The 25672-nt window shown below is 73.9% G+C and carries 24 protein-coding genes and 1 pseudogene; 9 read left to right on the plus strand and 16 right to left on the minus strand.

What is annotated here, in order from left to right:
* Positions 1–19 precede the first annotated feature (19 nt).
* Positions 20–880, plus strand: coding sequence for an AraC family transcriptional regulator (locus tag IF06_RS0120975; RefSeq protein ID WP_030273003.1), 861 nt, complete (start codon positions 20–22; stop codon positions 878–880).
* On the opposite strand, the gene IF06_RS0120980 is transcribed toward IF06_RS0120975, so the two are convergent.
* On the minus strand, positions 877–2091 hold the full coding sequence (locus IF06_RS0120980) for an aminoglycoside phosphotransferase family protein (protein ID WP_030273005.1): 1215 nt from the start codon (positions 2089–2091) through the stop codon (positions 877–879). The two genes, IF06_RS0120975 and IF06_RS0120980, sit on opposite strands and share 4 nt — an antisense overlap.
* Before the next feature lie 108 nt (positions 2092–2199).
* Between IF06_RS0120980 and IF06_RS0120985 the strand changes: the two genes are divergently transcribed.
* Positions 2200–2772 (plus strand): hypothetical protein, encoded by a 573-nt coding sequence (locus IF06_RS0120985; protein ID WP_013474161.1) that lies wholly within the window; start codon positions 2200–2202, stop codon positions 2770–2772.
* Between the two features lie 6 nt (positions 2773–2778).
* Here IF06_RS0120985 and IF06_RS0120990 read toward each other — a convergent pair whose 3' ends face one another.
* Complete coding sequence (locus IF06_RS0120990; protein WP_013284270.1) at positions 2779–3933, minus strand: hypothetical protein; 1155 nt, start codon at positions 3931–3933, stop codon at positions 2779–2781.
* Between the two features lie 266 nt (positions 3934–4199).
* Here IF06_RS0120990 and IF06_RS0120995 point away from each other — a divergent pair, with 266 nt between their 5' ends.
* Positions 4200–5741, plus strand: a complete 1542-nt coding sequence (locus IF06_RS0120995; RefSeq protein ID WP_030273007.1) for a gluconokinase — start codon at positions 4200–4202, stop codon at positions 5739–5741.
* 22 nt (positions 5742–5763) lie between these two features.
* A pseudogene (locus IF06_RS32255) lies at positions 5764–7274 on the plus strand (SLC13 family permease).
* A gap of 6 nt (positions 7275–7280) precedes the next feature.
* Here IF06_RS32255 and IF06_RS0121005 read toward each other — a convergent pair.
* The 5 genes from IF06_RS0121005 to IF06_RS0121025 all read right to left on the minus strand — a co-directional run bounded on the left by IF06_RS0121005 (position 7281) and on the right by IF06_RS0121025 (position 12128).
* Complete coding sequence (locus tag IF06_RS0121005) at positions 7281–7565, minus strand: putative quinol monooxygenase (protein WP_013284267.1); 285 nt, start codon at positions 7563–7565, stop codon at positions 7281–7283.
* Between the two features lie 27 nt (positions 7566–7592).
* Positions 7593–8351: a MerR family transcriptional regulator gene (locus IF06_RS0121010; RefSeq protein WP_013474157.1), complete on the minus strand. Its 759-nt coding sequence runs from the start codon at positions 8349–8351 to the stop codon at positions 7593–7595.
* Between the two features lie 107 nt (positions 8352–8458).
* Positions 8459–9091, minus strand: a complete 633-nt coding sequence (locus IF06_RS0121015; RefSeq protein ID WP_013284265.1) for a hypothetical protein — start codon at positions 9089–9091, stop codon at positions 8459–8461.
* Positions 9092–9221: 130 nt separating this feature from the next.
* Positions 9222–11501 carry a putative bifunctional diguanylate cyclase/phosphodiesterase gene (locus IF06_RS0121020; RefSeq protein WP_225319768.1) on the minus strand — a complete coding sequence of 760 codons (2280 nt, stop codon included), beginning with the start codon at positions 11499–11501 and terminating at the stop codon, positions 9222–9224.
* A gap of 129 nt (positions 11502–11630) precedes the next feature.
* Positions 11631–12128 carry an ArsR/SmtB family transcription factor gene (locus IF06_RS0121025; protein ID WP_013284263.1) on the minus strand — a complete coding sequence of 166 codons (498 nt, stop codon included), beginning with the start codon at positions 12126–12128 and terminating at the stop codon, positions 11631–11633.
* A 77-nt stretch (positions 12129–12205) separates the two neighbouring features.
* On the opposite strand from IF06_RS0121025, the gene IF06_RS0121030 reads away from it, so the two are divergent.
* Positions 12206–13159 (plus strand): S41 family peptidase, encoded by a 954-nt coding sequence (locus tag IF06_RS0121030; RefSeq protein WP_030273008.1) that lies wholly within the window; start codon positions 12206–12208, stop codon positions 13157–13159.
* A 10-nt stretch (positions 13160–13169) separates the two neighbouring features.
* Here IF06_RS0121030 and IF06_RS0121035 read toward each other — a convergent pair whose 3' ends face one another.
* The 7 genes from IF06_RS0121035 to IF06_RS0121070 form a co-directional block, all read right to left on the minus strand.
* Entirely contained in the window at positions 13170–14675 is a 1506-nt protein-coding gene (locus IF06_RS0121035) for a hypothetical protein (RefSeq protein ID WP_030273009.1), read from the minus strand.
* The gene (locus tag IF06_RS0121040; RefSeq protein WP_013284260.1) at positions 14672–15742 is read right to left on the minus strand and encodes a hypothetical protein; all 1071 of its coding nucleotides are present in this window, start codon (positions 15740–15742) and stop codon (positions 14672–14674) included. The genes IF06_RS0121035 and IF06_RS0121040 overlap by 4 nt, the downstream gene beginning before the upstream one ends.
* 456 nt (positions 15743–16198) lie before the next feature.
* Complete coding sequence (locus IF06_RS0121050) at positions 16199–16432, minus strand: zinc-ribbon domain-containing protein (RefSeq protein WP_013284259.1); 234 nt, start codon at positions 16430–16432, stop codon at positions 16199–16201.
* 78 nt (positions 16433–16510) lie between these two features.
* The gene (locus IF06_RS0121055) at positions 16511–17338 is read right to left on the minus strand and encodes an SRPBCC family protein (RefSeq protein ID WP_013284258.1); all 828 of its coding nucleotides are present in this window, start codon (positions 17336–17338) and stop codon (positions 16511–16513) included.
* Positions 17331–17891, minus strand: coding sequence for a winged helix-turn-helix domain-containing protein (locus tag IF06_RS0121060; RefSeq protein ID WP_030273010.1), 561 nt, complete (start codon positions 17889–17891; stop codon positions 17331–17333). The genes IF06_RS0121055 and IF06_RS0121060 overlap by 8 nt, the downstream gene beginning before the upstream one ends.
* A 91-nt stretch (positions 17892–17982) precedes the next feature.
* Positions 17983–19326: a class I SAM-dependent methyltransferase gene (locus IF06_RS0121065; RefSeq protein WP_013474152.1), complete on the minus strand. Its 1344-nt coding sequence runs from the start codon at positions 19324–19326 to the stop codon at positions 17983–17985.
* Positions 19323–20708 (minus strand): FAD-binding oxidoreductase, encoded by a 1386-nt coding sequence (locus IF06_RS0121070; RefSeq protein ID WP_013284255.1) that lies wholly within the window; start codon positions 20706–20708, stop codon positions 19323–19325. Before IF06_RS0121070 ends, IF06_RS0121065 begins: the two co-directional genes overlap by 4 nt.
* A gap of 93 nt (positions 20709–20801) precedes the next feature.
* On the opposite strand from IF06_RS0121070, the gene IF06_RS0121075 reads away from it, so the two are divergent.
* Genes IF06_RS0121075 through IF06_RS0121085 form a run of 3 tightly spaced genes read left to right on the plus strand, consistent with a single transcriptional unit; the run spans position 20802 to position 22378 of the window.
* Entirely contained in the window at positions 20802–21272 is a 471-nt protein-coding gene (locus IF06_RS0121075; RefSeq protein WP_030273012.1) for an aminoacyl-tRNA deacylase, read from the plus strand.
* A 40-nt stretch (positions 21273–21312) separates the two neighbouring features.
* Positions 21313–21597 (plus strand): DUF427 domain-containing protein, encoded by a 285-nt coding sequence (locus IF06_RS0121080; protein WP_013284253.1) that lies wholly within the window; start codon positions 21313–21315, stop codon positions 21595–21597.
* 58 nt (positions 21598–21655) lie between these two features.
* Positions 21656–22378: an RICIN domain-containing protein gene (locus tag IF06_RS0121085; RefSeq protein ID WP_030273013.1), complete on the plus strand. Its 723-nt coding sequence runs from the start codon at positions 21656–21658 to the stop codon at positions 22376–22378.
* Positions 22379–22451: 73 nt separating this feature from the next.
* On the opposite strand, the gene IF06_RS0121090 is transcribed toward IF06_RS0121085, so the two are convergent.
* Positions 22452–23750, minus strand: coding sequence for an MFS transporter (locus IF06_RS0121090; protein ID WP_030273015.1), 1299 nt, complete (start codon positions 23748–23750; stop codon positions 22452–22454).
* Positions 23751–23820: 70 nt separating this feature from the next.
* On the opposite strand from IF06_RS0121090, the gene IF06_RS0121095 reads away from it, so the two are divergent.
* Complete coding sequence (locus IF06_RS0121095; protein WP_198039675.1) at positions 23821–24948, plus strand: GlxA family transcriptional regulator; 1128 nt, start codon at positions 23821–23823, stop codon at positions 24946–24948.
* Positions 24949–24963: 15 nt separating this feature from the next.
* Here IF06_RS0121095 and IF06_RS0121100 read toward each other — a convergent pair whose 3' ends face one another.
* The gene (locus tag IF06_RS0121100; RefSeq protein WP_013284249.1) at positions 24964–25458 is read right to left on the minus strand and encodes a hypothetical protein; all 495 of its coding nucleotides are present in this window, start codon (positions 25456–25458) and stop codon (positions 24964–24966) included.
* Between the last annotated feature and the right edge of the window lie 214 nt (positions 25459–25672).

Raw genomic sequence — 25672 nt, forward strand, 5'->3', positions numbered from 1 at the left:
CACCAGGAGGGAAGACCGGGTGCTGGATCGGCTCAACGCCGCGCTGGACCACCTCGAACAGCGGCTCGACCAGCCGCTCGACGTGGCCGCGCTGGCCCGGATCGCGGGCGTGTCGGAGCACCACTTCGGCCGACTGTTCTCGGCGCTGGCCGGGCTGCCGCTGTCGGAGTACGTGCGCCGACGCCGGATGACGCTTGCGGGCGCCGACGTGCTCGCCGGCCGGGAGTCGCTGCTCGCCGTGGCGGTCCGCTGGGGGTACGGCTCGAACGAGGCGTTCGCCCGCGCGTTCCGGGCCGTGCACGGCGTCGGGCCGACGCAGGCCCGGCAGGCCGGTGCGGTGCTGCGGTCCCAGCCCCGGATGTCCTTCCGGCTCGTCGTCGAAGGGAACACCAGCATGGACTACCGGATCGTGACCAAGGACGCCTTCCGGCTCGCCGGGTTGACGGCGCGGGTGCCGCTCGTGCACGAGGGGATGAACCCGCACATCGTGGCGTTCGTCAGGGGCATCGACCCGGCTACCGTCCGCCGCATCGAGGCGCTGTCCGACCAGGAGCCGCACGGGATCGTCAACGTCAGCGCCGAGCTGGCCGGTTCCCGGGACGAGGGCACCGAGCTGGACTACTGGTACGCGGCGGTCACCGGCGCGGACGTGCCGGACGACCTGCGCAGTCTGCCGGTCGAGGCCGGCGAGTGGGCGGTGTTCTCCAGTTCCGGGGCGTTCCCGGTGGCGGTGCAGCACCTGTGGCGGGCCGTGTTCACGTCGTGGTTCCCGTCCAACCCGTACGAGACCCGCCCGGGGCCGGAGATCTCGCGGGTGCGGGTCGCGGAGGACGGCGGCACCGCCGACGCGGAGCTGTGGATCCCGGTCCGCCGCATCTAGGGTCGCGCCACCGCCGCCGCTCGCGCCAGCGCGGCCGGCACGTCGTGCACGTGGTACGGATGCTCGCCCGGCTCGATCGCGGCGAGGAACATCGCGTACACGGCGGCCAGCCGCAGCGGTGCGACCGGCCGGAGCAGGTCGACGGCCCGGTGCGGGTCGCTGCCGGGCACGTCGGCCCGCCACCGTCGCGCCCACGCGTCGACCAGCCGGGCGGCGGCGTCCGCGTCGACGTCCTCGGTGAGACGCAGGATGTCGAAGGCGGGGTGGCCGACGAACGAGTCCGCCCAGTCGATCACCACCCGCCGCCGCCCGTCGCCGCGGACGTTGCCGGGGTGCAGGTCGCCGTGCACGAGCGTGTCCGGCAGGCCGCAGTCGCCGACCTGCCGGAGCCGATGGTCGAGCCCGTCGAGCAGATCGGCGGCGGCCGCCACGTCGTGCCCGGCCAGCCGCTCGTGGATCCAGTCCGTCAGCCCCGCCCCGCGCAGGTCGGGCACCCCGGCCGTGACCAGCTCACCGACGACCCCGCACGCCCGCCACTGCACCGCATGATGCTCAGCCGCGACGGCGGCCCGCTCGCCTTCCCCGGCCCCGTACCGGTCCTCCCCCGGCACGTCGTCCAGCAGCATCCGCCCCTCCCCGTCGGCGGCGAGCACGACCGGCCCGTTGATCAAGGAGTTCGTGTCGTCTGGGAGATCGTCACCGACACCAACTCCTTGATCACCGGGGAAGGCCAGGACTGTGGGTTCGTGGCGGGCGAAGGACGGTAGCTGCTTCAGCCACGCCGGGCCCTGGTCGGTGTCCAGGCGCCAGATGGCGGAGAGGTTCCAGGTGCGCTGCTGCGCCACCGCCGTCACCCGGCGGCAGCGCCGGCTCAACTCGCCGGTCGCCCACGCGACGCTGCGAGCCGGACCGCCGGCGTCCGCCCACGGCTGGCGCAGCGGGTGCGGCGCGAGGTCCACGGCCGCCGGTTCCAGGGGTACGGCCGGCGCGTCGACTGTTTGCGCCAGGTAGCGGACGTGGCCGCCGGGAGGCGCGGAACGGTCGGCGTCGAGCAGCCGCAGCACTGTCACCTCCAGACCGTGGCGCTGCCGGACCGTGTCGACGATCGAGTGGACCTCCTGCCACCACGGCTCCGGCACGTCGAACGGCGGCAGCGCGCCGAGCGGACGGCCGACGGCGTCGAGCAGGACCAGCGAGACGGTGCGGGACACGGCCGGACGGTATCCGGGCACCCCTACGGGAGGCGAGCGGATTGATCCGGGTCAGGTTCGGGACCGCTCCCCGATGTCCCGGGCACGGGCGCCCGGAACGCTGAGGCGATGAGCCTCCTCGATTCCCGCACACGTCCCACGCACCAGTGGCTACGCCCGGTCGCCGTGGCGTCTGCGGTGCTGCTGCTCGGCTACGGCCTGCTGCGCCTGCTCGACCGCCTGGACGGGCACAGCGACAAGGGCGCCTGGGCCTGGAACACCGGGCACACGCTGTTCCTGCTCGGCGTCCTCGGCTTCGCCGCGCTGATCGTCGGGCTGCACGGCCTGCTGCGTACCCGGTCGTCGCGGTTGCGGACGCTCGACGACGTGGCCGCGCCGGCCGGCCTGGTCGGCGCCGCCGCCTTCGTCTGGGTGATCCTCGGTGACCTGTTCCCGCGCTTCGCCGACGCGGTGCCCACGCCCGGCCTTGTGCTGTACGGCGGACCGCTGCTGTTCGAGGTGGGCCTGCTGGTGCTGCTGTACCGGGCGGCGGCGGCCCGGCTGCTGCCGGTGTGGGCGCCGGTGCTGGTGCTGGCCGGGTTCCTGGCGATCGCGGTGAACCTGAACCTGCTGCCCGTGGGCGCCGCGCTGGTGCTGGCCGGGCTGCTGCCGCTGCGCGTCACGCCCCGCCCGGTGGCCTGACCGGCGTCACCGCCAGACGGTCCGGCGGAACCCCTTGTGACCGGCGCACACGTCGCGCTGGCCGCCGGTGCGGCTGATCGAGCCGTCGCGGCACTGCACCAGCCAGCCGCGGTCGGACCAGAACCCGGGTACGCACTCGAACCAGTCGCACACCCCGGCAGCCGGCCGGCGGATGCGCTGGCCGTCGCAGAAGTCGTACCCGAAGGGGTTCGCCGGTGCGCCGCAGCGACGCTCGACCGGCGGCTGCGGCGTGCCGCGCGGCGGTGCGGGACGGACGCGGGACGGCTCGGGGCTCGTGCTGGGCCGGACCTGGACGGCGGGCGCGACGTGCGGCGGCGCGGGCGTGCCGGTGGCCCCCGGGGTCGCGGCGGCGGCGCGCTCCGAGCCGGCCCGGGTGGGCGGGTTGGACTCGATGAGCATCGCCGGCACGATCAGCGCGAGCGCCGCGCCGACCGCCACCGTCCGCCGGCCGCCGGGCACCAGCGCGGTGACGCGGGCCTGGGCGGGGGTGAGCACTGCGGGGCGTTCCGGCCGCGCCGCGGTGTGCTCCGCGATCAGCTCGTCCAGCTCGGCCACGACTGCGGCGCGCTGCTCGATCGCGTCGGCGAACGCCAGCGTGAGCGTGAACCGGAAGTCGGCCGCCGCGCCGGTGGGCAGCAGCAACCCGGAGGTACGCCGCCGGTCCAGCACCTGGATCAGGGTGACCGGCGCGCCGGGGTCGTGGGACAGGCCGGTCATCCGGCCGTACGCCCAGTCGCGCCGGCCGCGTCCGCCGAGCAGGACCAGGCGCCGGTTGGTGAGCACGGCGAGCCCGGCGTCGACCACCTTGACGCCCTCGGGGCGGCGGGGGCGCAGCGCGGGCGGGTCGGGGTCGACTGTCAGTTCGGGGGCGGGCAGCACGGCTGTGTGCCGGACCTCGACCAGTTGCGCGGCCGGGAGTGTCCAGAAGACCACCTCGCCGGGGGCCAGCTCCATCGGCAGGCCGACGCCCGCCTGAGCCGAGCCGTGGAAGGACACCGCGAGGGTACGCAGGCGGCGCAGCTCGTCGTCGCGGCGTCGCCACGCCTCGTCGGCGGCGCGGAAGGCCCGCTGACGCCGCTCGTTCTGCCGGTGCGCCCACCGGTACCGCCATGTGGAACCCGTCGAATCAGTCTTCGTCACGCCGACTCCTCCGCCGCGCGAGCCCACCAATCGGGGTGTCATTCATGTCAACTGTGCGGCAGGGGTACGAAGACACGCGAAAGTCGCCAATTAGACCGATCGGCTGATTGACCTACACAATCGGCGGAAACTCCCGCGTCGATTCACGTTCCGTGCCACCGGCTCCCGGCGGTCCCGCTTCGTCATGCGCGCGCGTGGACACGTCGGTAACGTCAGCCGCAACGGCGGGGCGGAGCGCGGCCCCCGGGCGGCGAGGAGGTGCACCGGTGGGCGACCCGGCCATGGTGGTGGGAGTGGACATCGGCACCACCAGTTCCAAGGCCGTCGCGTTCGACACCACCGGCCGGCAACTGGCCAGCCACTCGATCGGCTACCCCCTGGAGGAGCCGAACCCGGGCTGGGCCGAGCAGGACCCGGACCTCATCCACGAAGCCGTGATCGGCGTGATCCGCGCGGTGGTGGACGAGCTGCGCGTACCGGTTGCGGGCCTGTCGTTCAGCACCGCCATGCACAGCCTGATCGGGCTGGACGCCGACGGCACCCCGCTGACCCCGTCGATCACCTGGGCCGACTCCCGCGCGAGCGCGCAGGCCGAACGCCTGCGGGCCGCGCCCTCCGGGCTCGCCCTGCACCGGCGCACCGGCACCCCGGTCCACCCGATGGCGCCGCTGCCCAAGCTGGTCTGGTTCGCCGAGCAGGAACCGAAGCTGCACGAGCGGGTCGCGCACTGGGTCGGCATCAAGGACCTCGTACTGCGGCGGCTCGCCGACGCGCTCGTCACCGACCACTCGGTCGCGTCCGCCACCGGCCTGATGGACATCCACCGGCTGGCCTGGGACACCGAGGCGCTCCGCCTGGCCGGCATCACCGAGGAGCAGCTCCCCCAGCTCGTACCCACCACCCACGTGCTGCCGGGGCTCACCCCCGAGGCGGCCCGCGCCACCGGGCTGCCTGTGGACACCCCGCTCGTGGTGGGCGCCGGCGACGGGCCACTGGCGAACCTCGGGCTCGGCGCGGTACGCCCCGGCGTGGTGGCCTGCTCGATCGGCACCAGCGGCGCGATGCGGGTGATGGTGGAACGCCCCGGCGTGGACCCGCTCGGCGGCGTGTTCTGCTACGCGCTCACCGAGGACCGCTGGGTGGTCGGCGGCGCCATCAACAACGGCGGCATCGTCCTCCAGTGGGCGAACGACGCGCTCGCCCCCGAGCTGGGCGAGCACGCCGAGGAGGAGCTGCTCGACCTGGCCGCCACGGCGCCGGTCGGCTCCGGCGGGCTGATCATGCTGCCGTACCTGCTCAGCGAACGGGCGCCGCACTGGAGCGCGCTGCCCCGCGGCGCGTACGTCGGGCTGACCCACGGCCACGGCCGGGCGCACCTGGTCCGGGCCGCGCTGGAGGGCGTCTGCCAGCAGCTCGCCCTGGTCCTCGCCTCGGTCCGGGCCGCCGGGAACGAGGTACGCGAGGTCCGCGCCAGCGGCGGGTTCGCCCGCAGCGCGCTGTGGCGGCAGATCCTCGCCGACGCGCTCGGCATGCCGGTGCGGTTCCCCGCCGGGCACGAGGGGTCCGGCTTCGGCGCGGCGCTGCTCGGCATGCAGGCGCTCGGCCTGATCGAATCGATCGAGGTCGCCGCCGATCTGGTCCGGATCGAGGAGACGATCCGCCCGGATCCCGCCTCCGCCGCCACGTACGCCGCACTGCTCCCCCTCTTCTCCGAGCTGTACGACGCCCTCGTACCCACGTTCGCGTCCCTGCGGCGGATGGCGCCGAGCCTGCCGCCGGAACCACCACCCACCGCACCACCCCGCTGACCGACCGAAGGGCGTGATAGCCGTGGTCACACTGCTCGCCGCACCCGCGGAACCGCTCACGAACGCCGGTGACACCCAACTCGTCCTCGCGGCCCTGCTGGGCATCGCCGCGGTGGTGCTGCTCATCGCGTGGGGCAAGGTGCACCCGTTCCTCGCGCTGATCCTCGGCGCGGCGGTCCTCGGCGTGGTCGCCGCCGTACCCGTCGACAAGATCGTCACCTCGTTCAGCGGCGGCGTCGGCTCCACTGTGGGCGGCGTGGGCCTGCTGATCGCGCTCGGCGCGATGATCGGCGGCCTGCTGGCCGAGTCCGGCGGGGCGGACGGCATCGTGGAGCGGGTGGTCGGCCGGGTCTCCGGGACCGCGCTGCCCTGGGCGATGGCCGGTGTGGCCGCGCTCATCGGCCTGCCGCTGTTCTTCGAGGTCGGCGTGGTGCTGCTGGTGCCGATCGTGCTGCTGGTCTCGCTGCGGGTGAACGTGCCGCTGATGAAGATCGGCATTCCCGCGCTCGCCGGCCTGTCGGTGCTGCACGGCCTGGTGCCGCCGCACCCCGGCCCGCTGGTGGCGATCGACGCGCTCGGCGCCAACCTCGGTCAGACGCTCGCGCTGGGCCTGCTGGTGGCGATCCCCACGGTGATCATCGCCGGCCCGGTCTTCGGCAACTTCATCGCCCGGTACGTGCCGGCCACCGCACCGGCCGAGCTGCTGCCGACCCGGCGCGACGCGGCCGTCGACCGCAGCCCGACCCGGCCCGGTGACGGCCGGCTCGACGCCGACGGCGACCTGGTTACCGCGGACGACCTGGTCAACCCGGGCACCGGACGGCCCGGCGGCGCGATCGACGAGCCGGTCGGGCGGCGATCGCGCCGGGCCCCGGCGCTCTGGGCGGCTGTGGTGACGGTGCTGCTGCCGGTGGTGCTGATGCTGCTGCGGGCGATCGGCGAGCTGACGCTCGGCGAGGACACCGCAGGCCGCAAGGCGCTGGACATCGCCGGCACCCGATCATCGCCCTGCTGGCAGGCGTCATCTTCGCCATGATCTTCCTGGGCTACCGGTCCGGCTTCAGCCGTACCCAGGTCTCCGGTTTCCTCGGCGGCTCGCTGCCGCCGATCGCCGGCATCCTGCTGATCGTCGCCGCCGGTGGCGGCTTCAAGCAGGTACTCGTCGACGCCGGCGTGGGTGACCTGGTCGCGAACGCCGCCGACGGTGCGAACCTCTCGCCGCTGCTGCTCGGCTGGCTGGTAGCGGTCGGCATCCGGGTCGCCACCGGCTCGGCCACCGTCGCCACCATCACCGCCGCCGGCATCGTCGCGCCGCTGGCCGCCACGCTCCAGGGCCCCGAGGTGGCGCTGCTGGCGCTGGCCATCGGCTGCGGGTCACTGTTCTTCTCCCACGTCAACGACGCCGGCTTCTGGCTGGTGAAGGAGTACTTCGGGTTGACAGTCGGGCAGACCATCAAGAGCTGGTCGGTGATGGAGACCATCATCTCGGTGGTCGGCTTCCTCGGCGTCCTGCTTCTCGACGTCTTCATCTAGCGACGGTCACGGAGCCTCGACGCCGGAGATGCGGAACTTGTGCACCTCGGCGCCGAGGATCTCCGTCACCTGCTCGGCCTCCGGGCCGGAGCCCCGGAACGCCAGCAACTGCTCGTCGGACTCCCACCGCTCGTAGACGTTGATCCGGCCCGGCTCGACCAGGTCCGCGCTGACCGCGAAGTCGACGCAGCCGGGCGCTTCCCGGGCCGCGCGGACGGCGGCCTCACAGGACGCCAGGTAGGCGTCCCGCCGGGCCGGATCGACGTAGAGGGTGCCGGCGACGATGAGCATGCCGGCCATCCTGCCACCCGCTCCCGGTCAGGACCGGGTGATCGCGTTGGCGTGGATCGCCTCGTTCAGGTACGCGGCCATCCCGGGCCGCAGCGTCTCGAAGTACGCGGTGAACCGCGGATCCGCCACGTACATGTCGGCCAGGCCGGTGTGGATCTCGTACGAGCAGTCGTACCACCACTTGGTGATGAGCTGCCGGTGCTCCTCGGCCAGCGCCATCGCCTCCGGGCCGTCGGCCGGCGCGCCCGAGTCCATCAGCGCGACGAACCGCCGCCCCCAGTCCTCGTTCTCCGCCTTGTTGCGCAGCCAGTCCTCCTTCGAGTAGCGGCCCGCGCGCTCCTGCGACTGCCGGTACGCCTCGGTGCCGCCCCAGCGCTGCTCCGCCTCCTCGGCGTGCTCGTCCGGGTCGAAGTCACCGAACACCTCGAACCGCTCCTCCGGGGTCAACTGGATCCCCAACGTCCTCGCCTCCATCGCGTGTTCGATCGCCGCGACCATCTCCTGGAGCTTCCCGATCCGCCCGGACAGCAGCTCGTGCTGCCGGCGCAGGTGCGCCACCGGGTCGGCGTCCGGATCGTCCAGGATCTCGGCGATCTCCTCCAGCGGGAACCCCAGCTCGCGGTAGTACCGGATGAGCTGCAACCGGTCCAGGTCGGCCTCGTCGTAGCGGCGGTAGCCCGCCGGCGTGCGCCCGCTGGGCCGCAGCAGCCCGATCTCGTCGTAGTGGTGCAGCGTCCGGACCGTCACCCGGGCCGCCCGCGCCACCTGTCCCACCGTGTACGGCATGGTTCCCTCCCTTCCGCGACCAAGACTCCCGCCTCCCGCTGCGTGAGGGTCAAGCCGGACAGCACGACGCCCCCGACCAGGATCGGCCGGGGGCGTCGTCGGTGCGGTCAGTTGGTGACCTTCTCCTTCTCGGGAGCGGCGAAGGTCGCGTTGGCCGGGGTGCGGAAGGCGTGCACCAGACCGGCGATCGAGAGCAGCAGGAGCAGACCCGCGCCGAGGTACAGGGCCAGGGCGCCCTGCTCGGCCTTGCGGCCGAACTCGCTGAAGCCGTACGAGGTGAGCAGCAGGCCGCGCAGCGTCTCGCCCTTGAACACGGTCTCCCGCTGGGCGCTCACCTCGGCGAGCTGCTTCTGGAGGTCGGCCAGGTTGGCGGCGTTGCTCTGCTCGGCCTGGGCCACCTGCTCCCGCAGCGCGCTCTGCGGCTCGCCCAGGTCGGCGTAGGTCTTGCCACCGGCCATGTTCTTCAGGTGCAGGCCGATGTACTCGTTGGCGTAGCACTCGGCCTGCTTGCCGGTGGTCATCTTCTGGCCGGCGTACTCGCGCAGGCAGTCCGACTTCTTCTCCTCGTCGGACAGCTTGTCCGCCGGGGTGAAGGTGATGTGCTGCGCGCCGAGCTGGTCGCGTACGTAGTCGTTGGCGAAGTTGGCGTTCGTCGTCAGGACGACGCCGACGACGAGCAGCAGGACCGCCAGGCCCAGCCCACCGATGCTGAACAGCAGATCGAGCGTCCGTCGCTTCATATCAAACTCCCGTGTGGAGGGTGTGTTCGTCTTGTTGACGAGAACCATCATGGCGGTGCCGGACCGCCGGTGAGCAGGGTCGAATCCCCTGTCCCGTCCGGGACCTTCGGCCCCCGTGGACCCGGGCCGGTCAGCGCTCGGCGCCGGCCCCGGACAGCGCGGGGAGCAGGTCCGGCAGGGCGGCCGGACGGCCGTACCGCCAGCCCTGGCCCTGCCGGCAGCCGATCGCGGTGACCGCCGCGTGCTGCGCGACAGTCTCCACACCCTCGGCCACCACGGCCAGGTCGAACGCGCCGGCCAGCCGGTTCACCATCTCGACGGTGGCGTACGCGCGGGCGTCGCCGGCGTCCAGCCGGGACACGAACGACCTGTCGATCTTCAGCTCGGTGGCCGGGATACGGTGCAGGTAGCTCAGCGAGGAGTACCCGGTGCCGAAGTCGTCGATGGCGATGCGGATGCCGAGGTCGCGCAGCTGGGACAGCCGGTCGAGCACCGACTCGCTGCCCTCGATCAGCGCCGACTCGGTCAGCTCCAGGGTGAGCGCGCGGGGCGGCAGGCCGGCCGCGCCGACCGCGCCGGTGACAGTGGCGATCAGGTCCGGCCGGCACAGGTGGGCGGCGGCGATGTTCACCGCCACAGTCACGTCCGGCGCGTGCTCGCGCCAGGTGGCCGCGGCCCGGCACGCCTCGTGGATGACCCACCTGTCGATGGCCACGATCAGCCCGGTCTCCTCGGCCAGCGGCAGGAACCGCGCCGGGGTCAGCACACCCAGCCGGGGATGCCGCCAGCGCACCAGCGCCTCGGCGCTGCGTACCGTGCCGGTGTCCAGGTCGACGATGGGCTGGAACTCCATCAGCAACTGGCCCTCGTCCACCGCGCGGCGCAGGTCGGCGATCAGTTCGGCCCGGCTGACCGCCGACTCGCGCAGCTCCGGCGTGCACGTGCGGTACGCGGCCTTGCCCGCCGCCTTCGCCGCGTACATGGCGATGTCGGCGTCCCGGAGCAGGTCGGTGTGCGAGGTGTGCTGCGGCCCGTACTCGGCGATGCCGATGCTCGCCGACGGGTGGACGCCGAGATCCTCCTCGCCGGGCAGCGGTTCCAGGGCTGCCAGCAGCCGGACCGCGAGCCCTTCGGGTGACACCGGGCGCTCCCCTGCGACGAGCACTGCGAACTCGTCGCCGCCGAGACGGGCGATCATCCCGTCCGGGCCGACCGCGTCCCGCATGCGCTCCGCGGTGGTGGTCAGCAGCCGGTCCCCGGCGGCGTGCCCGAACCTGTCGTTCACCTGCTTGAAGCCGTCCAGGTCGAGCAGCACCACGGCGACCGGCCCACCCCCGCGCAACGCCCGCCGCAGCCGCCGGACGAACGTCAGCCGGTTGGGCAGGCCGGTGAGCTGGTCGGAGTACGCGAGCCGGCGCAGCCGCCCGACCAGCCGCAGGTTCTCGTTCGCGGCCAGCCCTTGGCGCAGTGCCAGCACCCCGAGCAGGCCCATCATGCCGACGAAGACGACCTGCGGGGTCTGCCCGCTGGGTTGCCGCGACAGCAGGACCGCGACGATCGCACCGCCCACCGGCAGGTACGGCAGCGCGACCCGCCACCACGGCGGCAGCGGCGAGTCGACCACGTCGTCCTCGCCCTCCCCGTCGTTCGGCGGCGGATAGCGGGTGGCCAGGCCGACCAGCAGGTAGCTCAGCGGCCAGCAGACGTCGACCGGATGACCCGGCGTGTAGTCGCCGCGCGCGACCAGGGAGACGTAGACGGCGTCCGCGCCGGACCGGATCGCCAGGCCCGCACCGATCACCGTGAGCGCCCGCCACATCGGCCGGCCCGGACCGGCGACCGCCACGAGGATGGTGAGCTGCATCAGGTCGAACATCGGGTAGAGCAGCCCGAACGTCCGCATCGGGTCGGCCAGTTCGGCGTCGGTGATCCGGTGGAACACCACCACCCAGCCGATCGGGATGAGGGCCAGCCCGACGATGACCCCGTCGAGCAGGGTGCGGGCCCGGCCGATCACGCTGCGCGGGCCGGTGCGCGAGCAGAGCAGCGCGGCGGTGCCGGTGACGATGCCGGCGGCGAACAGGCCCCCCACCAGCGGCGTGTGGGGCAGGCCGAGCCCGCCGAGCCGTTCCACCGTCCACACCGCACGGCCGAGCGCGGCGAGGGCCATGGTGGCGGCGAGCAGTTCCCAGAACCGGCGCAACACGGCCGGCTGACGTCGCGCCGCGCCGGCGCAGAGCACTGCCGCCCAGCTCGACACCGCCATCGCGCCGAGGTCGCTCACCAGCGCCGCGCCCGGCAGGCGGGCGGCCAGCCAGGCCATCTCCCCGAGTACGACGACAGCGGCCGCGACAAGTCCGACACGGCCGACGAGCGGATGACGGGCCGGCGCCGCGACGGCGAGGCTCACGTCGTGCTGGGATACAACGATGCGCTCCGGCTCTCTTCCAGACGTGCACCCTCGACGACGAGGACCGGACGACGGACGGCGCAAGCCTAGCCAGCGCCGGGGACTGCCGCCAGAGTCGACGACTGTCGGTCAGCGGACCGCAGGCGGGTGCCGGTAGAGGGAGACCAGCACGCCGTAGCGCGGCTGCCCCGGCGGCGCCTCCTCGGCCTCGCCCACGAGTTCGTCCAGCGTGGACCGCAGGCGCCGGGCCTGGGCCGGCGTGAGCCGCAGGTGTCGCAGGTGCACGAGCGGGTCGGGGTCACCGGCGAGTTCCTCGGCGTACGCCCCGAGCAGCGCGGCGGTGGCGCCCGCGTCGGTGTCGGCGCCGACGAGCCGGCGGAACGTGCGTTCGTGGTAGCGCTCGGTGCCGCCCCGGACCTGGCGGCTGTGCGCCGGGCGGACCATGCCGGCCTCGGTCAGCACCGCGAGGTGGTGGGCCACCGTGCCCTTCGCCGCGCCGAGACGGGCGGCGAGCTGGCTGAGCGTGGCGGGACCGGCCCCGAGCGCGAACAGCAGCCGGTGCCGGAACGGGTGGGCCAGCGCCTTGAACTGGGCCGGGTCGCGGATCTCCAGCGGATCGTCGGTCACCGCGAAAGCGTCTAGTTCTCTTGACGCTTTGTCAACCGGCTGCTCTACTTCTCCCCCACCGCGAGAACGGGGACTCGATGGATCCGGACCAGATCACCGCCATCGTCGAACGGGCCGCCGCCCTGGTGGCCGACGAGTACGTCCTGCCCGACGTCGCCGACCGGGTCGCCGGCCACCTGCGCGAGCGCCTACGCGCCGGGGCGTACGCCGGGGCGGGCGACCCCGCCACGCTCGGCGCGCTCGTCACCGCCGACCTCCAGTCGGCGAACCGCGACCTGCACCTGCGGCTCAAGCACCACGACCAGCCGCTGTCCGACAGGGCCGACGACCCGACCGGGGAACACTTCGCGCGCCTCGCCGCGCTCGGCATGGGCGGCGCGACCCGGGTGCAACGGCTGCCGGGAAACGTCGGGCTGCTGGAGATCCAGCCGTACGTGTTCCCGCCCGACCTGGCCGGCGACGCGCTGACCGCCGCGCTGCGGCTGCTCGCCGGCACCGACGCGCTCCTGCTCGACCTGCGCCGCACCGAGGGCGGCAGCCCGGACGGGGTGGCGCTGCTCTGCGGCTGGTTCTTCGCCGAGCCGACGCACCTGCACACCATGCACGAGCGCTCCGGCGCCACCCGCCAGTTCTTCAGCGCCGCCTGGCTGCCGGTCCCCCGCTACGCGCCGGAGAAGCCGGTCCACGTGCTCACCGGTCCGGCGACCTTCTCCGGCGGCGAGGAACTGGCGTACGACCTTCAGCAGTTCGGCCGGGCCACAGTGGTCGGTGAGCCCACCCGGGGCGGCGCGCATCCCCGCGTCGGGCACCGGCTGCACCCGCACCTGGAACTGACGGTGCCGGTGGCCCGGCCCGTGCACGCGGCGAGCGGCACCAACTGGGAGGGCTGCGGCGTCACCCCGGACCTGGCGAGCCCGGCCGACGGGGCGCGCGACGTCGCGTACCGCCGGAGCCTGGAGGCGCTGCTCGCAGCGGACCCGGACCGGCCGACGGCGGCCGAGGCGCGGACGGCTCTCGCCGCCCTGGGCTGAGCCGCGCGGGTCAGGACCAGTCCTCCGCCGGGGCCGGGTCCTGCGGCGCGACGGCCGTGCCGGGCGGCCCGCCGTGCGTCCACGGCGTCTCCTCCGGCGCCGGGAACGCGCCGCCCGGCAGGAAGCCGTCGGACAAGCTGGTCAGGCAGATCCGCTCGCCCACCTCGGGCACGCTGCCGGGAGGCGCGGTAAGCCCCCGGCCCATCCCGCCGGACAGTTCCAGCACCACCTCGGTCTTGCCGTCGGCGCCGGGCGTCACGAACACGACCTTCGCCTTCTGCGCCGGGCGGGCCGGGGAGTACAGCGTCGCGCCCACCGGCATCGGCACCGGCTCGGTGGTGACCACCTGGATGCGCGGGCGCAGCACCGGCCGCTTGCCGGAGTCGTCCACCCGCGCCGGGTCGGCGAGCGTCACCTCGCCGACGAACGCCTCCCCGGACAGCCGGTGCTCGGCCATCACCAGCGGATCGTCGTAGGCGCGCTGCACCGCCCACGCGGTCGACGCCCGTTCCAGCCGCTGTAACCGCAGCGCCGCCGCCACCGCGCCGTCGCGCCGCGGCTGCGGGCCGCCCCCGGCGTCGACATGCTCGGCGTGCGCGGTGAACGCGTCCCGGTCACCGGCCCACCGGCCCGCCACCCGCGCGCCGGCCGGCAGCGCCCGCAACAGCCCGACGCCGCGCCACATCAGCTCCCAGGTGGGCGCGAGCTGGTCGCGCAGCAGGCCGGCGAGCTCGTCGTACGCGGCCGCGCGGGCCGCCGGGTCGTCCTCGGCCCGGGTGTACGCCTCGATCGCCGGGGCGAGCCGGCGGTTGTCGAAGTCCGGGTCGGTGGCCGGACCGGCCGGCGGGCAGTGTGCCGGGTCCTCGGCACGGGCCGCCGCCTCGGCGCCGGTCAGCCCGGCCGGCGGGTCGAGCCAGCCCAGCACCGCCGGCAGGTGCAGGTCCTCCACCACGCTCTGCCCGGTCGCCCAGTGCAACGTCAGCGCCTCGGTGAGCGCCAGCAACGCCGACGATCCGGGCTGCTCGGCGCGCTCGGCGAAGAACGTCAGCCAGCGGCCGAGCAGCGGCACCGACTGGTGCACCGGGTAGTCGCCGTCGGTCCGGCGGAACCGGGTGGAACGGCCGAACAGCCGCAGGAACGTGATCCCGGCCGGGTTCGGCACCAGCAGTTGCGGCGCGTCCACGTACCGGTGGCGGACGTCGCGCCCCCGGTCCACCGGCACCGCCTCGGTCAGGTCGCGGAACTCGTCCAGGTACGGCAGCACGATCGCGGCCAGCTCGGCGGCGAACGCGAACCGCTGGTCCCGGTTGCGCGGCTGCGGCACCACGAGCAGCCGGGCCTCGTCGGGGGCGGCGCCGACCATCGCTGCCAGCGGGGCGTTCGCCTCACCGGCCAGTGCGAGCGGCACCAGCACCAGCGGCCGGTCGGACAGGTGCAGGTGGCGGACGGTGGCGACCGGCTGGGCCCGCCCGGTGGCGACCGCCTGGGCCCGGGCGAGCGCGCGAAGCGTACTCACGCGGGGTGTCCGGCGAGGGCGTCGGCGCGCAGGCGCGCGGCGGCCCGCAGCAGCGCGGCGGCCTCCGCCTGCTCCGGCTCGGGCGCGGTTACGCCCTCGGCGAGCGCCAGCACGTCGGCGACGTCCTCGACGCCGCCCAGCGCCTCACGGACCGGCCGGCCCAGCGCGCCGGTCTGCCCGCGCGCCTCGTGCCGGCAGAAGTACGCCAGCTCGCAGGCGGCCAGGCAGTCGGGCGCGTAGCGCGCGGGCACCTGGTGCAGCGCGGCGGCGAGCGTGGCCGGATCGGCCGCCGGGTCGACCGTGAACCCGGCCGGTACGGCGGCGAGCAGCTCCTCGACCCGGGCCATCCGGGCCAGCTGGCGGCGCAGCACCAGCAGTTGCCGGCGCACGTCGAGCAGGCTGGCCACCGGCTGGTTGGCGAAGTCGCGCGGGCAGACCAGCACCACCTCGTGCGACACCAGCTCCGGGTCGCGTCCCTCGGCGGCGAGCAGCTCGCGCAGCGCCAGCACGTAGACGGCGGACTGGATCGCGGCGGCGGCGACCTTGCCCGGGTCGGCCTGCCCGTCGATCACCGGGAACGACTTGATCTCCACGACGTGGAACCGGCCGGCCAGCCGCGCGGCGACCAGGTCCGGTTCCAGGTGCACCCGGGTGCCGGCCACGTCCAGGCCGAGCAGCGGGTGGTCGAACAGCGCCGGGCCGTCGCCGCTCGCGGTCAGCGCCGCCCGGGACCGTTCCGGCCGGTCGTCGTCGGCGCCGAGGTCGGTCCAGGTCGCGGCCTCCGGCACCGGTACGCCGAGCCGCTCCGCGACCAGGCGCAGCAGTTCCGCCCCGCCGTCGGCCTTGACCTGAGCCTCGAACGCGTTGCCCCGGGTGATCGCGAAACGGGACTGCCCGAACCGGGCCGGGAAGCCGAGCCGCTCGGCGAGCGCCGGCTTGTCCGCGCCCGCGCTGTCCAGCACGGCGCGGCGGGTGCAGCCGGGGTTGCCGGTCAACGCGGCGATGGTACGGGCGTTGTGCCGCCGGGGCGGCCCACCACCCCGGATCTGCGCCAGCCGCTCCTCCACCCGATGAAGTGTAAGGAAGGGCCCCTTGTTAACGCCTCCGGTAGAGGAAGGGCCCCTTCTTAACACGGCGGTCAGATCTCCCTCAGGCGTCGCCACCCCCAGCCCCGCTCCCAGTCGTTGACCGGCCAGGGCACCGGCACGGTACGGCGATGGAATTCCCGGTCGAGGGGCTCGACGACGCACAGCAGGTCGGCTCGGGCGGCCGGCGGCCGGTGCAGCACTGAGCGAGCAGCTCGCGATGGTTCTCCGGTTCGATACCGGGGTCGGGCCACGCCGTCAGCGGTCGGCGGAGCGGTTCCAGGGCGAGCGCGGGGACTGCGCTCCCGCCAGCGGACGACGCCGGCGGCGGTGCCGTCGCCCGGGCGTGCAGGGTGGACGGGCAGCGGTGTGCACCGGCGGGGCGATCGGAGTGGCGGGCTGCCGGCCGATCAGCCAGCAGAGGAAGCGGGTCACCGGTCAGCCGACCGGGAGGCGCTCGGCCTCGGCGCGGGAGATGTCGTACTGGGCGCCGCAGAACGTGCACTGCTGCCCGTACCGGGTGCGCAGCGGGATCAGCGGGATGAAGAAGAGGCTGAACTTGGTGACCCGGCGGGTGATCACCTGGGCGGCCTGGTTGCCGCAGTTGCGGCAGACAGCGGTGACGACGCCGGACCGGACGACCTTGGTCCGCAGCCCGAAGATGAAGAACATCGCCCGGCATTACCCAACCGGCGCCCGTGTTAAAAGGGGCCCCCTCCTCTACCGGAGGCGTTAAGAGGGGGCCCTTCCTTACAGCCAGATGGGCTTCCAGTCCGGCACCTCGTGGAAGCGTCGCAGCTCGGCGAACCCGGAGACGATGCCGGTCCAGGCGCCGTACGGCGGGTTGCCCTCGTCGAAGCCGGACTGCACGAACGTCAGCTTCGTCCGGCCCTCGGACTCGTCCAGCTCCCAGGAGGTCACGCCGGTCGGTCCCCAGTCGATGGACAGCGCCCGCCCCGGCGTCACGTCGAACACCTTCGCGGCCTCACCGGCGTCGAAGCCGCCCATCGCGTACCGGCCGCCCTCCCAGGGCTCGATGCCGATCGGGTAGCCGAACCAGGCGCCGGCCTGCTCGGAGTCGGTGAGCGACGTCCACACCTTGTCCATCGGGGCGTCGATCAGCAGTTCGCCGCGCAGATCGGCGGAGGTGAAGTCGGTACGCGGCAGCAGCGGCCGGCCGTCGAGGTGGTCGTTGAGGTTGGCGATCGCCAGGTACCAGAACGTCTGGAGCACGCCCCGGATGCTGCTGCCGCTCATCGCCTCCTCGAAGCTGAAGTGGCTCTGCCGCAGCGTGAGTACGGTGGCGTCGCCGTCGGGCTCCAGCTCGAACTCGGTGGTGGTCTCCACCCCGTCGAGCGTCCACGCGAAGCGCAGCGTCCGGTCGTCGGCGTGCAGCAGCCGCTGGTGTGGCGCGTCGCCCTCGGGCGTGTAGCGGCCCCAGAACTCGTACCGCCGGGGCAGCTCGACCTCGGCGTGCTCGGCCAGCCAGACGCGCAGCTCGGCGGCGTCGGTCAGGGCCCGGCGGACGGTCGCCACCGGGGCGGCGAGGCGGGCGCGGATGATCATCGGCTCAGTCATGCGTGTCGCCTTTCGGGTAGCAGGCCACGGCGAGCTTGAAGGCGTCTCCCTCGGCGCCGCCGTAGCGCGTGAACAGGTCCTGCAGCGTCGTCTGCAGGTCGTGCAGGAACTCCTGCCGCCGCTCGGCGGGCACCCGGATCTCGCCGGAGACGCCGATGGACGGCAGTTCGGGGGCGGCGCGGTCGAGCGCGGCGATGTCGGCCTGGACCTCCTCCATGAGGTCGAGCAGGTAGCCCAGGCTCAGCTCGTCGCGGGCCCGGCGGGTGCCGCCGATGCGGCCGACCAGGCGGGGCGAGAGCCAGTACGACCGGGCGACGGCCTGGTAGATGCCCTCGGTGATGCCGCGCACCTGCCGCTGCGCCACCTGCTCGGCCAGCCCGGCCGCGACGAGCTGCTTGACGTGGTAGTAGACGCGCTGCGGCGTCTGCTCCAGCCGGGCCGCGACCTCGGTGCAGGTGCGGGGCTCGGCGAGTTGCCGCAGCACCTCGATGCGCTGCGGCTTGAGCAGGACTTCGGCCTGCTCGCGCTGTTCCAGGTACAGGACGTCTCTCATGGCAAAATCAGTTTGTACGTACAAAACTTCCTTGTCAATGGCTTCGACGAAAGGCCGCGCGGTCCGCGCGGCCTTTCGTCGGTACGTCGCGTCAGGGCGTCCAGTCCGGACGCAGCGGGTACCCGTTCACCCCTTCCGGGCCGTTATGCGTGGCGAGCACGTGGTGCAACTGGATGCCGTTGCGCTCGAACGCCAGCCGGGAGCCGGCCATGTAGAGCCCCCACACCTTCGCGGTGCCCGGCCCGACCTCGCCGACGCAGAAGTCCCAGTGCTCGACCAGGTTGCGGCACCAGCCGGCGAGCGTCAGCGCGTAGTGCTGGCGCAGGTTCTCCTCGTGGTGCACCTCGAACCCGGCGTCGTGGATCTCGCTGATCAGCCGGCCCGGACCGGCCAGCTCACCGTCCGGGAAGACGTACCTGTCGATGAACGCGCCGGAGCGGTGCGGCGCCCGGTTGTCGGCCCGGGTGATGCAGTGGTTCAGCAGCCGCCCGCCCGGCTTGAGCCGGGAGCGCAGCGCGCCGAAGTAGGCCGGGTAGTTGCGCACCCCGATGTGCTCGGTCAGGCCGATCGAGGAGATCGCGTCGAACTGCTCGCGCGGCGCGTCCCGGTAGTCCAGGTGACGCACCTCGGCCAGCTCGCTCAGCCCTTCCCGCTCGATCGCGGCCCGCGCCCAGTCGGCCTGCGCCTTCGACAGCGTCACACCGAGCGCCTTGACGCCGTACTCGCGGGCCGCGTGCCGGACCATGCCGCCCCAGCCGCAGCCGACGTCCAGCAGCCGCATCCCCGGCTTGAGCGCCAGCTTGCCGGCGACAAGGTCGTACTTGTTGCGCTGCGCCTCCTCCAGGGTGTCGCCGGGGCTGCGGAAGACCGCGCAGGTGTACGTCATGGACGGCCCGAGCACCTTCTCGTAGAAGGCGTTCGACACGTCGTAGTGGTGCGAGATCGCGGTGCTGTCCCGGATGCGCGAGTGCCGCAGGCCGGTCATCAGCCGCCGCCAGCGCGGCGCCGCCTCCTGCGGCGGGGGCGGCGGCGGGCGCAGCCGTTCCCAGCCCAGCCCTCGGACCAGCGCGAGCGCCTCGCTCATCGCCGGGATCCGCAGCGGCACCTCGTCCTTGATCACCCGCAGCGCCTCGTACGGGTCGCCCGGGTGCACCCCCTCCAGCCCCAGGTCGCCGCTGACGTAGGCCCGGGCCATGCCCAGGTCGCCCGGCGCGGTGAGCAGGTAGGACAGGCCCCGCTCGGTGCGGATCGCCAGGGTGATCCCGGCGTCGGCCGGGCCCAGCGTGCTGCCGTCGTAGCCGGTGACCCGGACGGGCAGGTCGCCGGTGGTGACCGCGCGGACCACGTCCGCGACTGTGGGTCCGGTACGCCGCCCGCCCGCCGGCGGGCCGGCCGGGGTGCTCGCCGCCCCCGGTGTTCGGTCGGTCAGACTCATGCTCGGGATACCGCCTTCTCGTACAGTCCGGTGAGTCGGTGGTCCGGGTCGTAGCGGTCCTTCACGGCACGCCAGGTGTCCCCGCCGTAGAGGCGGTCGAACTCCCCCCGGTCGTAGTACGCGTCGGAGTAGAGCGACTTGTGACCGCCCACCTCCGACACCATGCGCTCGATCTGGCGGTTGACGTCGCCGTCGGCGGCGCCCGCCGCGATGGCGACGCTTCCCCAGAAGCCGATGTTCACATACGTTTCGCCCGGTCGGAGCGGATATAGCGGCCACGCCTTCGCCGACCCGGGACCGGACGGTTCCCGCAGCCGCAGCGGGCACAGCCACACCGGCGTCATGCCCACGTTGGCGGCGAACCAGCGCAGGAACTCGGGCGTGCGGTCGAGCGGGACCTCCACGTCCTGCACCACCCGCTCCCGGGCCGGGCGGCCCCGCCACCTGTCGACCCGGGCGGCCACCTGGTGCCGGTGCTCCAGCCGCACGATCCGGTGATAGACGTCGCTGCGCCGGTAGCGCCGCGGCCACAGCCGCCGCACCACCGGGTGCTGCACCCCGAACGCCGCCGAACACCAGAACCAGTCGGTGTCCCAGCGCCAGAGATAGTCGTACGCGGTGAGCGCGTCCCGGGTGCGCCGGCGCAGCGAGCGGTAGTAGATCTCCTGGCCGGTGTAGTCGGACGGGCCGTCGTCGGCCTCGTCGGTGAACGTGCCGAGCACGAGGTACGCCTCGCCGGGGCTGAACACCACCCCGTCCATGGCGTCGACCGGCTCACCGCCCCAGGCGCCCTTGGCGACCACCTCGCCGATCGCGTCGACCAGCTCCTCCAGCCGGGTGAACCGGATGTTGCGCAGTGACACGTACCGGCGGACCGGTTGCAGCTCGATGCGCAGCCGGGTCGCGTAGCCGAGGCTGCCCAGCGAGTTGGGGAAGGCGCGGTGCAGGTCGGCGTGCTCGCCCCGGGGCCGGGTCGTGACGATCTCCCCCGCGCCGGTGAGGACGTCCATCTCCAGCACCGACTCGTGCGGCAGGCCGTTGCGGAAGGAGGTGGACTCGATGCCCAGCCCGGTCACCGCCCCGCCCAGCGTGATGGTGCGCAACTGCGGCACGACAAGCGGCATCAGGCCGTGCGGCAGCGTCGCGTCGACCAGATCCTCGTAGGTGCACATGCCCTGCACGTCGGCGGTGCGGGCCGCCGGGTCCACGGCGAGCACCCCGGTCAGGCCGCTCACGTCCAGGCCGGGCGTACGCGGCGCGGAGCGGGGCCGGAACAGGTTCGAGGTCTGCTTGGCCAGCCGTACGGGTTCCCCGGCGGGCACCGCGGCGTAGGAGCGCCGCAGCGTGTCCACCGCCCGTTCATGATCACGGACAGCGTGCATGAGATCACCTTACGCTCGGGTACGACAATTCGTGGGATGTCCACGGTGGCCATTCCGCGACCGGCCGACGACGCGCGCGTTACCGTGACCGCCATGCCGAATCCCGCGCTCACCGCACTCGACGACGCCGGCCTGCCGTACCGGGTGATCCGCCACGGCCCGGTCGCGAGCCTCGCCGAGGCGGCTGCGGCGCGCGGCGTCGAGGTGCCCGATGTGGTCAAGACGATCGTGGTCCGCCGCGGCGAGGGCGACCTGCTGTTCGTGCTGACGCCCGGCGGCCGGGTGATCTCCTGGCCGAAGCTGCGCGCCCTGCTCGGGGTGAGCCGGCTGTCGATGCCCGACGCCGAGGCGGCGAAGGCCGCCACCGGGTACGCGCGCGGCACCATCACGCCGTTCGGCGCCACCACCGCCTGGCCGGTGGTCGCCGACGAGCGGCTACGCGGCCGGGAGATCACGCTCGGCGCGGGCGAGCACGGCCTCGCCGTCGCGGTCGACGCGGACACCGCGCTGGCCGCGCTCGACGCGACGGTGGCCGACGTGACGGACGAGGAGCCGACGCGCTGAGCGGTGGCCGGCACGCGCCCACCGGCATAGCGTGGAGGACATGCCGAAAGCCGTCTGGAACGACCTCGTCGTCGCCGAGAGCGACGACACAGTGGTGGTCGAGGGCAACCACTACTTTCCCCGTGCCGCGCTGCGCGACGACCTGATCCGGGAGTCCGACACCCACACGGTCTGCCCGTGGAAGGGCACGGCCTCCTACTACACGCTCGAACACGGCGGCGCCACCAGCCCGGACGCCGTCTGGTACTACCCCGATCCCAAGCCGGACGCGGAGATGGTCCGCGACCGGGTGGCGTTCTGGAAGGACGTCCGGGTCGTCGACTGAGTCACCGTGCCGCCGGGGCGACTGGCACCCGGCGGCCCCGGTGGGTCACTATGCCCCCATGGCCGACCCGCACTCCGACCCGTCCGGCACCGTCTACGGCGCCCGCCGCGCCCGTGGCGCCCGTGGTGTCCGGCTGCCCCAGGACCCGCTGATGCGGATCGCGCTGGGCGTCGGCGTGGCGGGCGTACTCCTCGGGGTCTTCTTCGCCACCGGCGTGCTCGGCGGCGGTGACGACCGGCCGGTGGTGCCGGCGGCGGCAGCGCCCACAGCGGAGCCGAGCGAGCCGAGCGCGGAACCGACGGCGGAGCCCACGCCGTCGTCGTCGCCCTCGCCGAGCGCGGCGCCGAGCACACCCGCCGCGCCGGTGGCCACGCCGAAGGTGATCCGGGGCGTGCCGTCCGGACGCTGCCTCGGCGTGACGGGCGACGAGGCCGAGGGCGCGCAGGCGGCGCTGGCCGACTGCACCGGCGGGCCGGAGCAGCAGTGGGTGGTCACGCCGGTCACGAACGACACCTACCTGCTCGTCAACGCGGCGAGCGGCAAGTGCCTGGACGTCAACGAGGCGAAGACCGACGACGGCGTCGACGTGCAGCAGTGGTCGTGCAACGGGCAGGCCAACCAGCAGTGGCGGTTCCAGCAGGCCGGTGACGGTGCGGCGCTGCTTGTGGCAGTGCACAGCGGCAAGTGCGCGCAGGTCGACGACGCGGGCACCGAGCCCGGCCGCGAGCTGGAGCAGGCGCCGTGCAGCGGCGCTCCCGAGCAGCAGTGGGCGGCCGGCTGACCGGTCGGCCCCGGTAGCGCCGCCCCGTCGGCCCCGGTAGCGCCCACCCGTCAGCCGCGGTAGCGCCGACCCGTCAGCCGCGGTAGCTCCAGGCCCGCCGGCCCGCCGCCACGGGCAGCGCGAACGCGGGCTCGCCGGCGGGACGGCGCCGCAGCAGCAGCGACAGCCCGGCCGCGCCGACCGACAGCGCGCCCGCCACGTACCAGGCCAGCGCGTAGTCGCCGAGCCGGTCCCGGACCAGACCGGCGCCGGTGGCCGCCAGCGCGGCGCCGAACTGGTGCGCGGCGAACACCCAGCCGAACACCACGGCGCCGGACGCGCCGAACCACTCCCGGCACAACGCCACAGTCGGCGGGACCGTCGCCACCCAGTCCAGCCCGTAGAAGACGATGAAGACCAGCATGCTCGGCTCGGCCGTACCGGCGAACAGGCTCGGCAGCACCAGCAGCGACGCCCCGCGCAACGCGTAGTAGGCGCCGAGCAGCAGCCGGGCGTCGACCCGGTCGGTGAGCCACCCGGAGGCGATCGAGCCGGCGATGTCGAAGAGCCCGACCACGGCGAGCAGACCCGCGGCTGTGGTCTCCGGCATGCCGTGGTCGTGGGCGGCCGGCACGAAGTGCGTACCGACCAGGCCGTTCGTGGTCGCGCCGCAGATCGCGAAACCGCCGGCGAGCAGCCAGAACGGCCGCGTCCGCGCGGCGGCGGCGAGCGCGCCGACCGCCCGCGCCGCGGCACCGCCCTCCGGCCGGGCCGGCGGCACGACCTCGGTCGCGCCGTAGGCGGGCCGCCCCAGGTCCGCCGGATGCTCCCGCAACAACCACACCACAAGGGGTACGACCGCCAGCGCGGCCCCGGCGACGACGAGTGCCGCCGTGCGCCAGCCGTGGTCGCGCACCAGCACCGCGAGCAGCGGAAGGAAGACGAGCTGCCCGGCCGCGCCCCCGGCGGTGAGCACACCCGTCACCAGGCCCCGCCGCTTGACGAACCAGCGCCCGGTCACCGTCGCCACGAACGCCAGCGCCATCGAGCCGGTGCCCAGCCCGACGAGGACGCCCCAGCACAGCAGGAGCTGCCAGCTCTCGGTCATCCCCACGGTCAGGCCGCTACCGGCGGCCACCAGCACCAACGCACCGGCCACCACCCGGCGGATGCCGAACCGGTCCATCAGCGCGGCGGCGAACGGCGCGGTGAGGCCGTACAGCAGCAGGTTGACCGACACGGCGGCGGAGATGGTCGCCAGCGGCCAGCCGAACTCGGCGTGCAGCGGGTGCAGCAGCACACCCGGGGTGGCGCGGAAACCTGCGGCACCGACGAGCGCGACGAAGGCCACGGCGGCGACGAGCCAGGCCGGGTGCAGGCGGGATCGTGTCACCAATCGAGTCTCGGACCGGGCGGCTCCTGCGACGAGTGGCCGGAAAGCCATCGTGCGCAATAATCGGGCCATGTCCGTACCGCACCGGGTCGCCGTCCTCGCCCTCGACGGCGTGGTCGCGCTCGACCTCGGCACCCCCGCCCAGGTCCTCGGCGCCGCCCGCGCCGACGACCGAACCCCGCTGTACGCGGTGGCGACCTGCACCCCCGGCGGCCTGCCGATACGCAGCAGCGCCGGCTTCCAGGTCCTCCCCGACCACGGGCTGGAACTGCTGGAGCGCGCCGACACCGTGATCGTCCCCGGCATCCACTCCGGCTCGCCGCTGCACGACGGCACGGTTGCCGCCGAGGTGGCCCAGGCGCTGCGGGCCGCGTACGACCGGGGCGCCCGCGTCATGTCCATCTGCACCGGCGCGTTCGTACTCGCCGCCGCCGGCCTGCTCGACGGCCGCCCGGCCACCACGCACTGGGCGTACGCGTCGCGCTTCCGCCGCCTGCACCCCGGCGTACGGCTCGACCCCGACGTGCTCTTCGTCGACGACGGCCGCGTGCTCACCTCGGCCGGGGTGGCCGCCGGAATCGACCTGTGCCTGCACGTCGTCCGCACGGACCACGGCAGCGCGGTGGCCAACCGGGCCGCCCGGCGCTGCGTGGTGCCGCCGTGGCGCGACGGTGGGCAGGCCCAGTACATCGAGCGGCCGGTGCCCCGCGGCGCTGACAACGGCACAGCGGCCACCCGCGAGTGGGCGCAGCAGCGGCTGCACGAGCCGGTGGCGCTGCGCGAGATGGCGGCGCACGCGCGGATGAGCGTCCGTACGTTCACCAGGCACTTCCGGTCCGAGACCGGGCTCAGCCCGGCGCAGTGGCTGCTCCAGCAGCGCACCGAGCACGCCCGGGTGCTGCTGGAGACGACGGATCTGAGCGTCGACCGGATCGCCCGGGACGCGGGTTTCGGCACCACCGCCGCGCTGCGACAGCACTTCCACGCGCGGGTAGGCGTGTCCCCCACCGCCTACCGCCGCACGTTCCGCCACCCGCCCCCTGCGACGTCCCCCGCCCCGCGTTCCGCCCCGCCCGCACCCGCTGTCCCGCCCGCGCCCACTGTCCCGCCCGCGCCCGCGCCCGCTTCCGTCAATCTTGGAGTTGTGGCGCCTGGAAGGCCAGGCATGTCGGAGTTGTCCACTGCCACAACTCCATGATCGGTTGTCTGCCGGTCAGGCGAGGTGGGGCTGGCGGCGCAGGGCGCGGAGCTGGGCCAGGTGCAGCGGCAGGTGCACGCGGATGTGCAGGTCCAGCGCCCTGCCCCAGGGCAGCGAGTCGTCCACGTCCAGGTCGAAGCCCTCGCGCAGCACGGTGTCCACCGGCGTCTCCGCCGCCGGGCCGAGCCGCTCCGCCAACGCGCACAACTTCTGGCTGGTGGCCCGGAACAGCGCGGCCAGGCCGTCCAGCCCGCCACACTCGGAGACGAGCGCGTCCAGTTGCGGCCGGTGGATGGTGTCCAGGTCGTAGTACGCGAACGGCGAGCCGGCCAGCACCGCCTCGGTCGCCTCGCTCATCAGCTCGTCGTTGGCGGCGAGGTGCGCGACGATCTGCTCGGCGCTCAGCTGACCTTCGGGCGGCGGCCCGAACCCGCCCGCGTCGATCTCCGCGAACAACTCCTCGTACGCCTGCCGCAATGCCGGGGCGTCCACCTCGTCCATGCCCCGCATCCAACCCTCGCAGCCGCTGCGGGCACCCCGGCTACCGTGCCCGGTTCACCCAGACGCGTGAAGGCCGGCACCCCGTTGGTTCGGGGTGCCGGCCTTCGCTGTGTCGTACTTGTTGGTCTTAGCTGTTCCAGTGCTGGGCGACGAGGTCGGCGGCCTGCTGCTCCCACTGGGCGTAGTGGTCCGGGTAGGCCGACACCTGGACGGTCTGGGCGGC

Source organism: Micromonospora globosa (assembly GCF_000717585.1).
Lineage (GTDB): Bacteria > Actinomycetota > Actinomycetes > Mycobacteriales > Micromonosporaceae > Micromonospora > Micromonospora aurantiaca.

What these genes read in the sequence shown, in the direction of transcription:
- IF06_RS0120985 (WP_013474161.1), top strand. Translation starts at nt 2,200, where the DNA reads ATGAGCCTCCTCGATTCCCGCACACGTCCCACGCACCAGTGGCTACGC.
- IF06_RS0121005 (WP_013284267.1), bottom strand. Translation starts at nt 7,565, where the DNA reads ATGCTCATCGTCGCCGGCACCCTCTACGTCGATCCGGCCCGGCGGGAC.
- IF06_RS0121010 (WP_013474157.1), bottom strand. Translation starts at nt 8,351, where the DNA reads ATGCCGTACACGGTGGGACAGGTGGCGCGGGCGGCCCGGGTGACGGTC.
- IF06_RS0121015 (WP_013284265.1), bottom strand. Translation starts at nt 9,091, where the DNA reads ATGAAGCGACGGACGCTCGATCTGCTGTTCAGCATCGGTGGGCTGGGC.
- IF06_RS0121030 (WP_030273008.1), top strand. Translation starts at nt 12,206, where the DNA reads ATGGATCCGGACCAGATCACCGCCATCGTCGAACGGGCCGCCGCCCTG.
- IF06_RS0121050 (WP_013284259.1), bottom strand. Translation starts at nt 16,432, where the DNA reads ATGTTCTTCATCTTCGGGCTGCGGACCAAGGTCGTCCGGTCCGGCGTC.
- IF06_RS0121055 (WP_013284258.1), bottom strand. Translation starts at nt 17,338, where the DNA reads ATGACTGAGCCGATGATCATCCGCGCCCGCCTCGCCGCCCCGGTGGCG.
- IF06_RS0121060 (WP_030273010.1), bottom strand. Translation starts at nt 17,891, where the DNA reads ATGAGAGACGTCCTGTACCTGGAACAGCGCGAGCAGGCCGAAGTCCTG.
- IF06_RS0121065 (WP_013474152.1), bottom strand. Translation starts at nt 19,326, where the DNA reads ATGAGTCTGACCGACCGAACACCGGGGGCGGCGAGCACCCCGGCCGGC.
- IF06_RS0121070 (WP_013284255.1), bottom strand. Translation starts at nt 20,708, where the DNA reads ATGCACGCTGTCCGTGATCATGAACGGGCGGTGGACACGCTGCGGCGC.
- IF06_RS0121075 (WP_030273012.1), top strand. Translation starts at nt 20,802, where the DNA reads ATGCCGAATCCCGCGCTCACCGCACTCGACGACGCCGGCCTGCCGTAC.
- IF06_RS0121080 (WP_013284253.1), top strand. Translation starts at nt 21,313, where the DNA reads ATGCCGAAAGCCGTCTGGAACGACCTCGTCGTCGCCGAGAGCGACGAC.
- IF06_RS0121085 (WP_030273013.1), top strand. Translation starts at nt 21,656, where the DNA reads ATGGCCGACCCGCACTCCGACCCGTCCGGCACCGTCTACGGCGCCCGC.
- IF06_RS0121095 (WP_198039675.1), top strand. Translation starts at nt 23,821, where the DNA reads ATGTCCGTACCGCACCGGGTCGCCGTCCTCGCCCTCGACGGCGTGGTC.
- IF06_RS0121100 (WP_013284249.1), bottom strand. Translation starts at nt 25,458, where the DNA reads ATGCGGGGCATGGACGAGGTGGACGCCCCGGCATTGCGGCAGGCGTAC.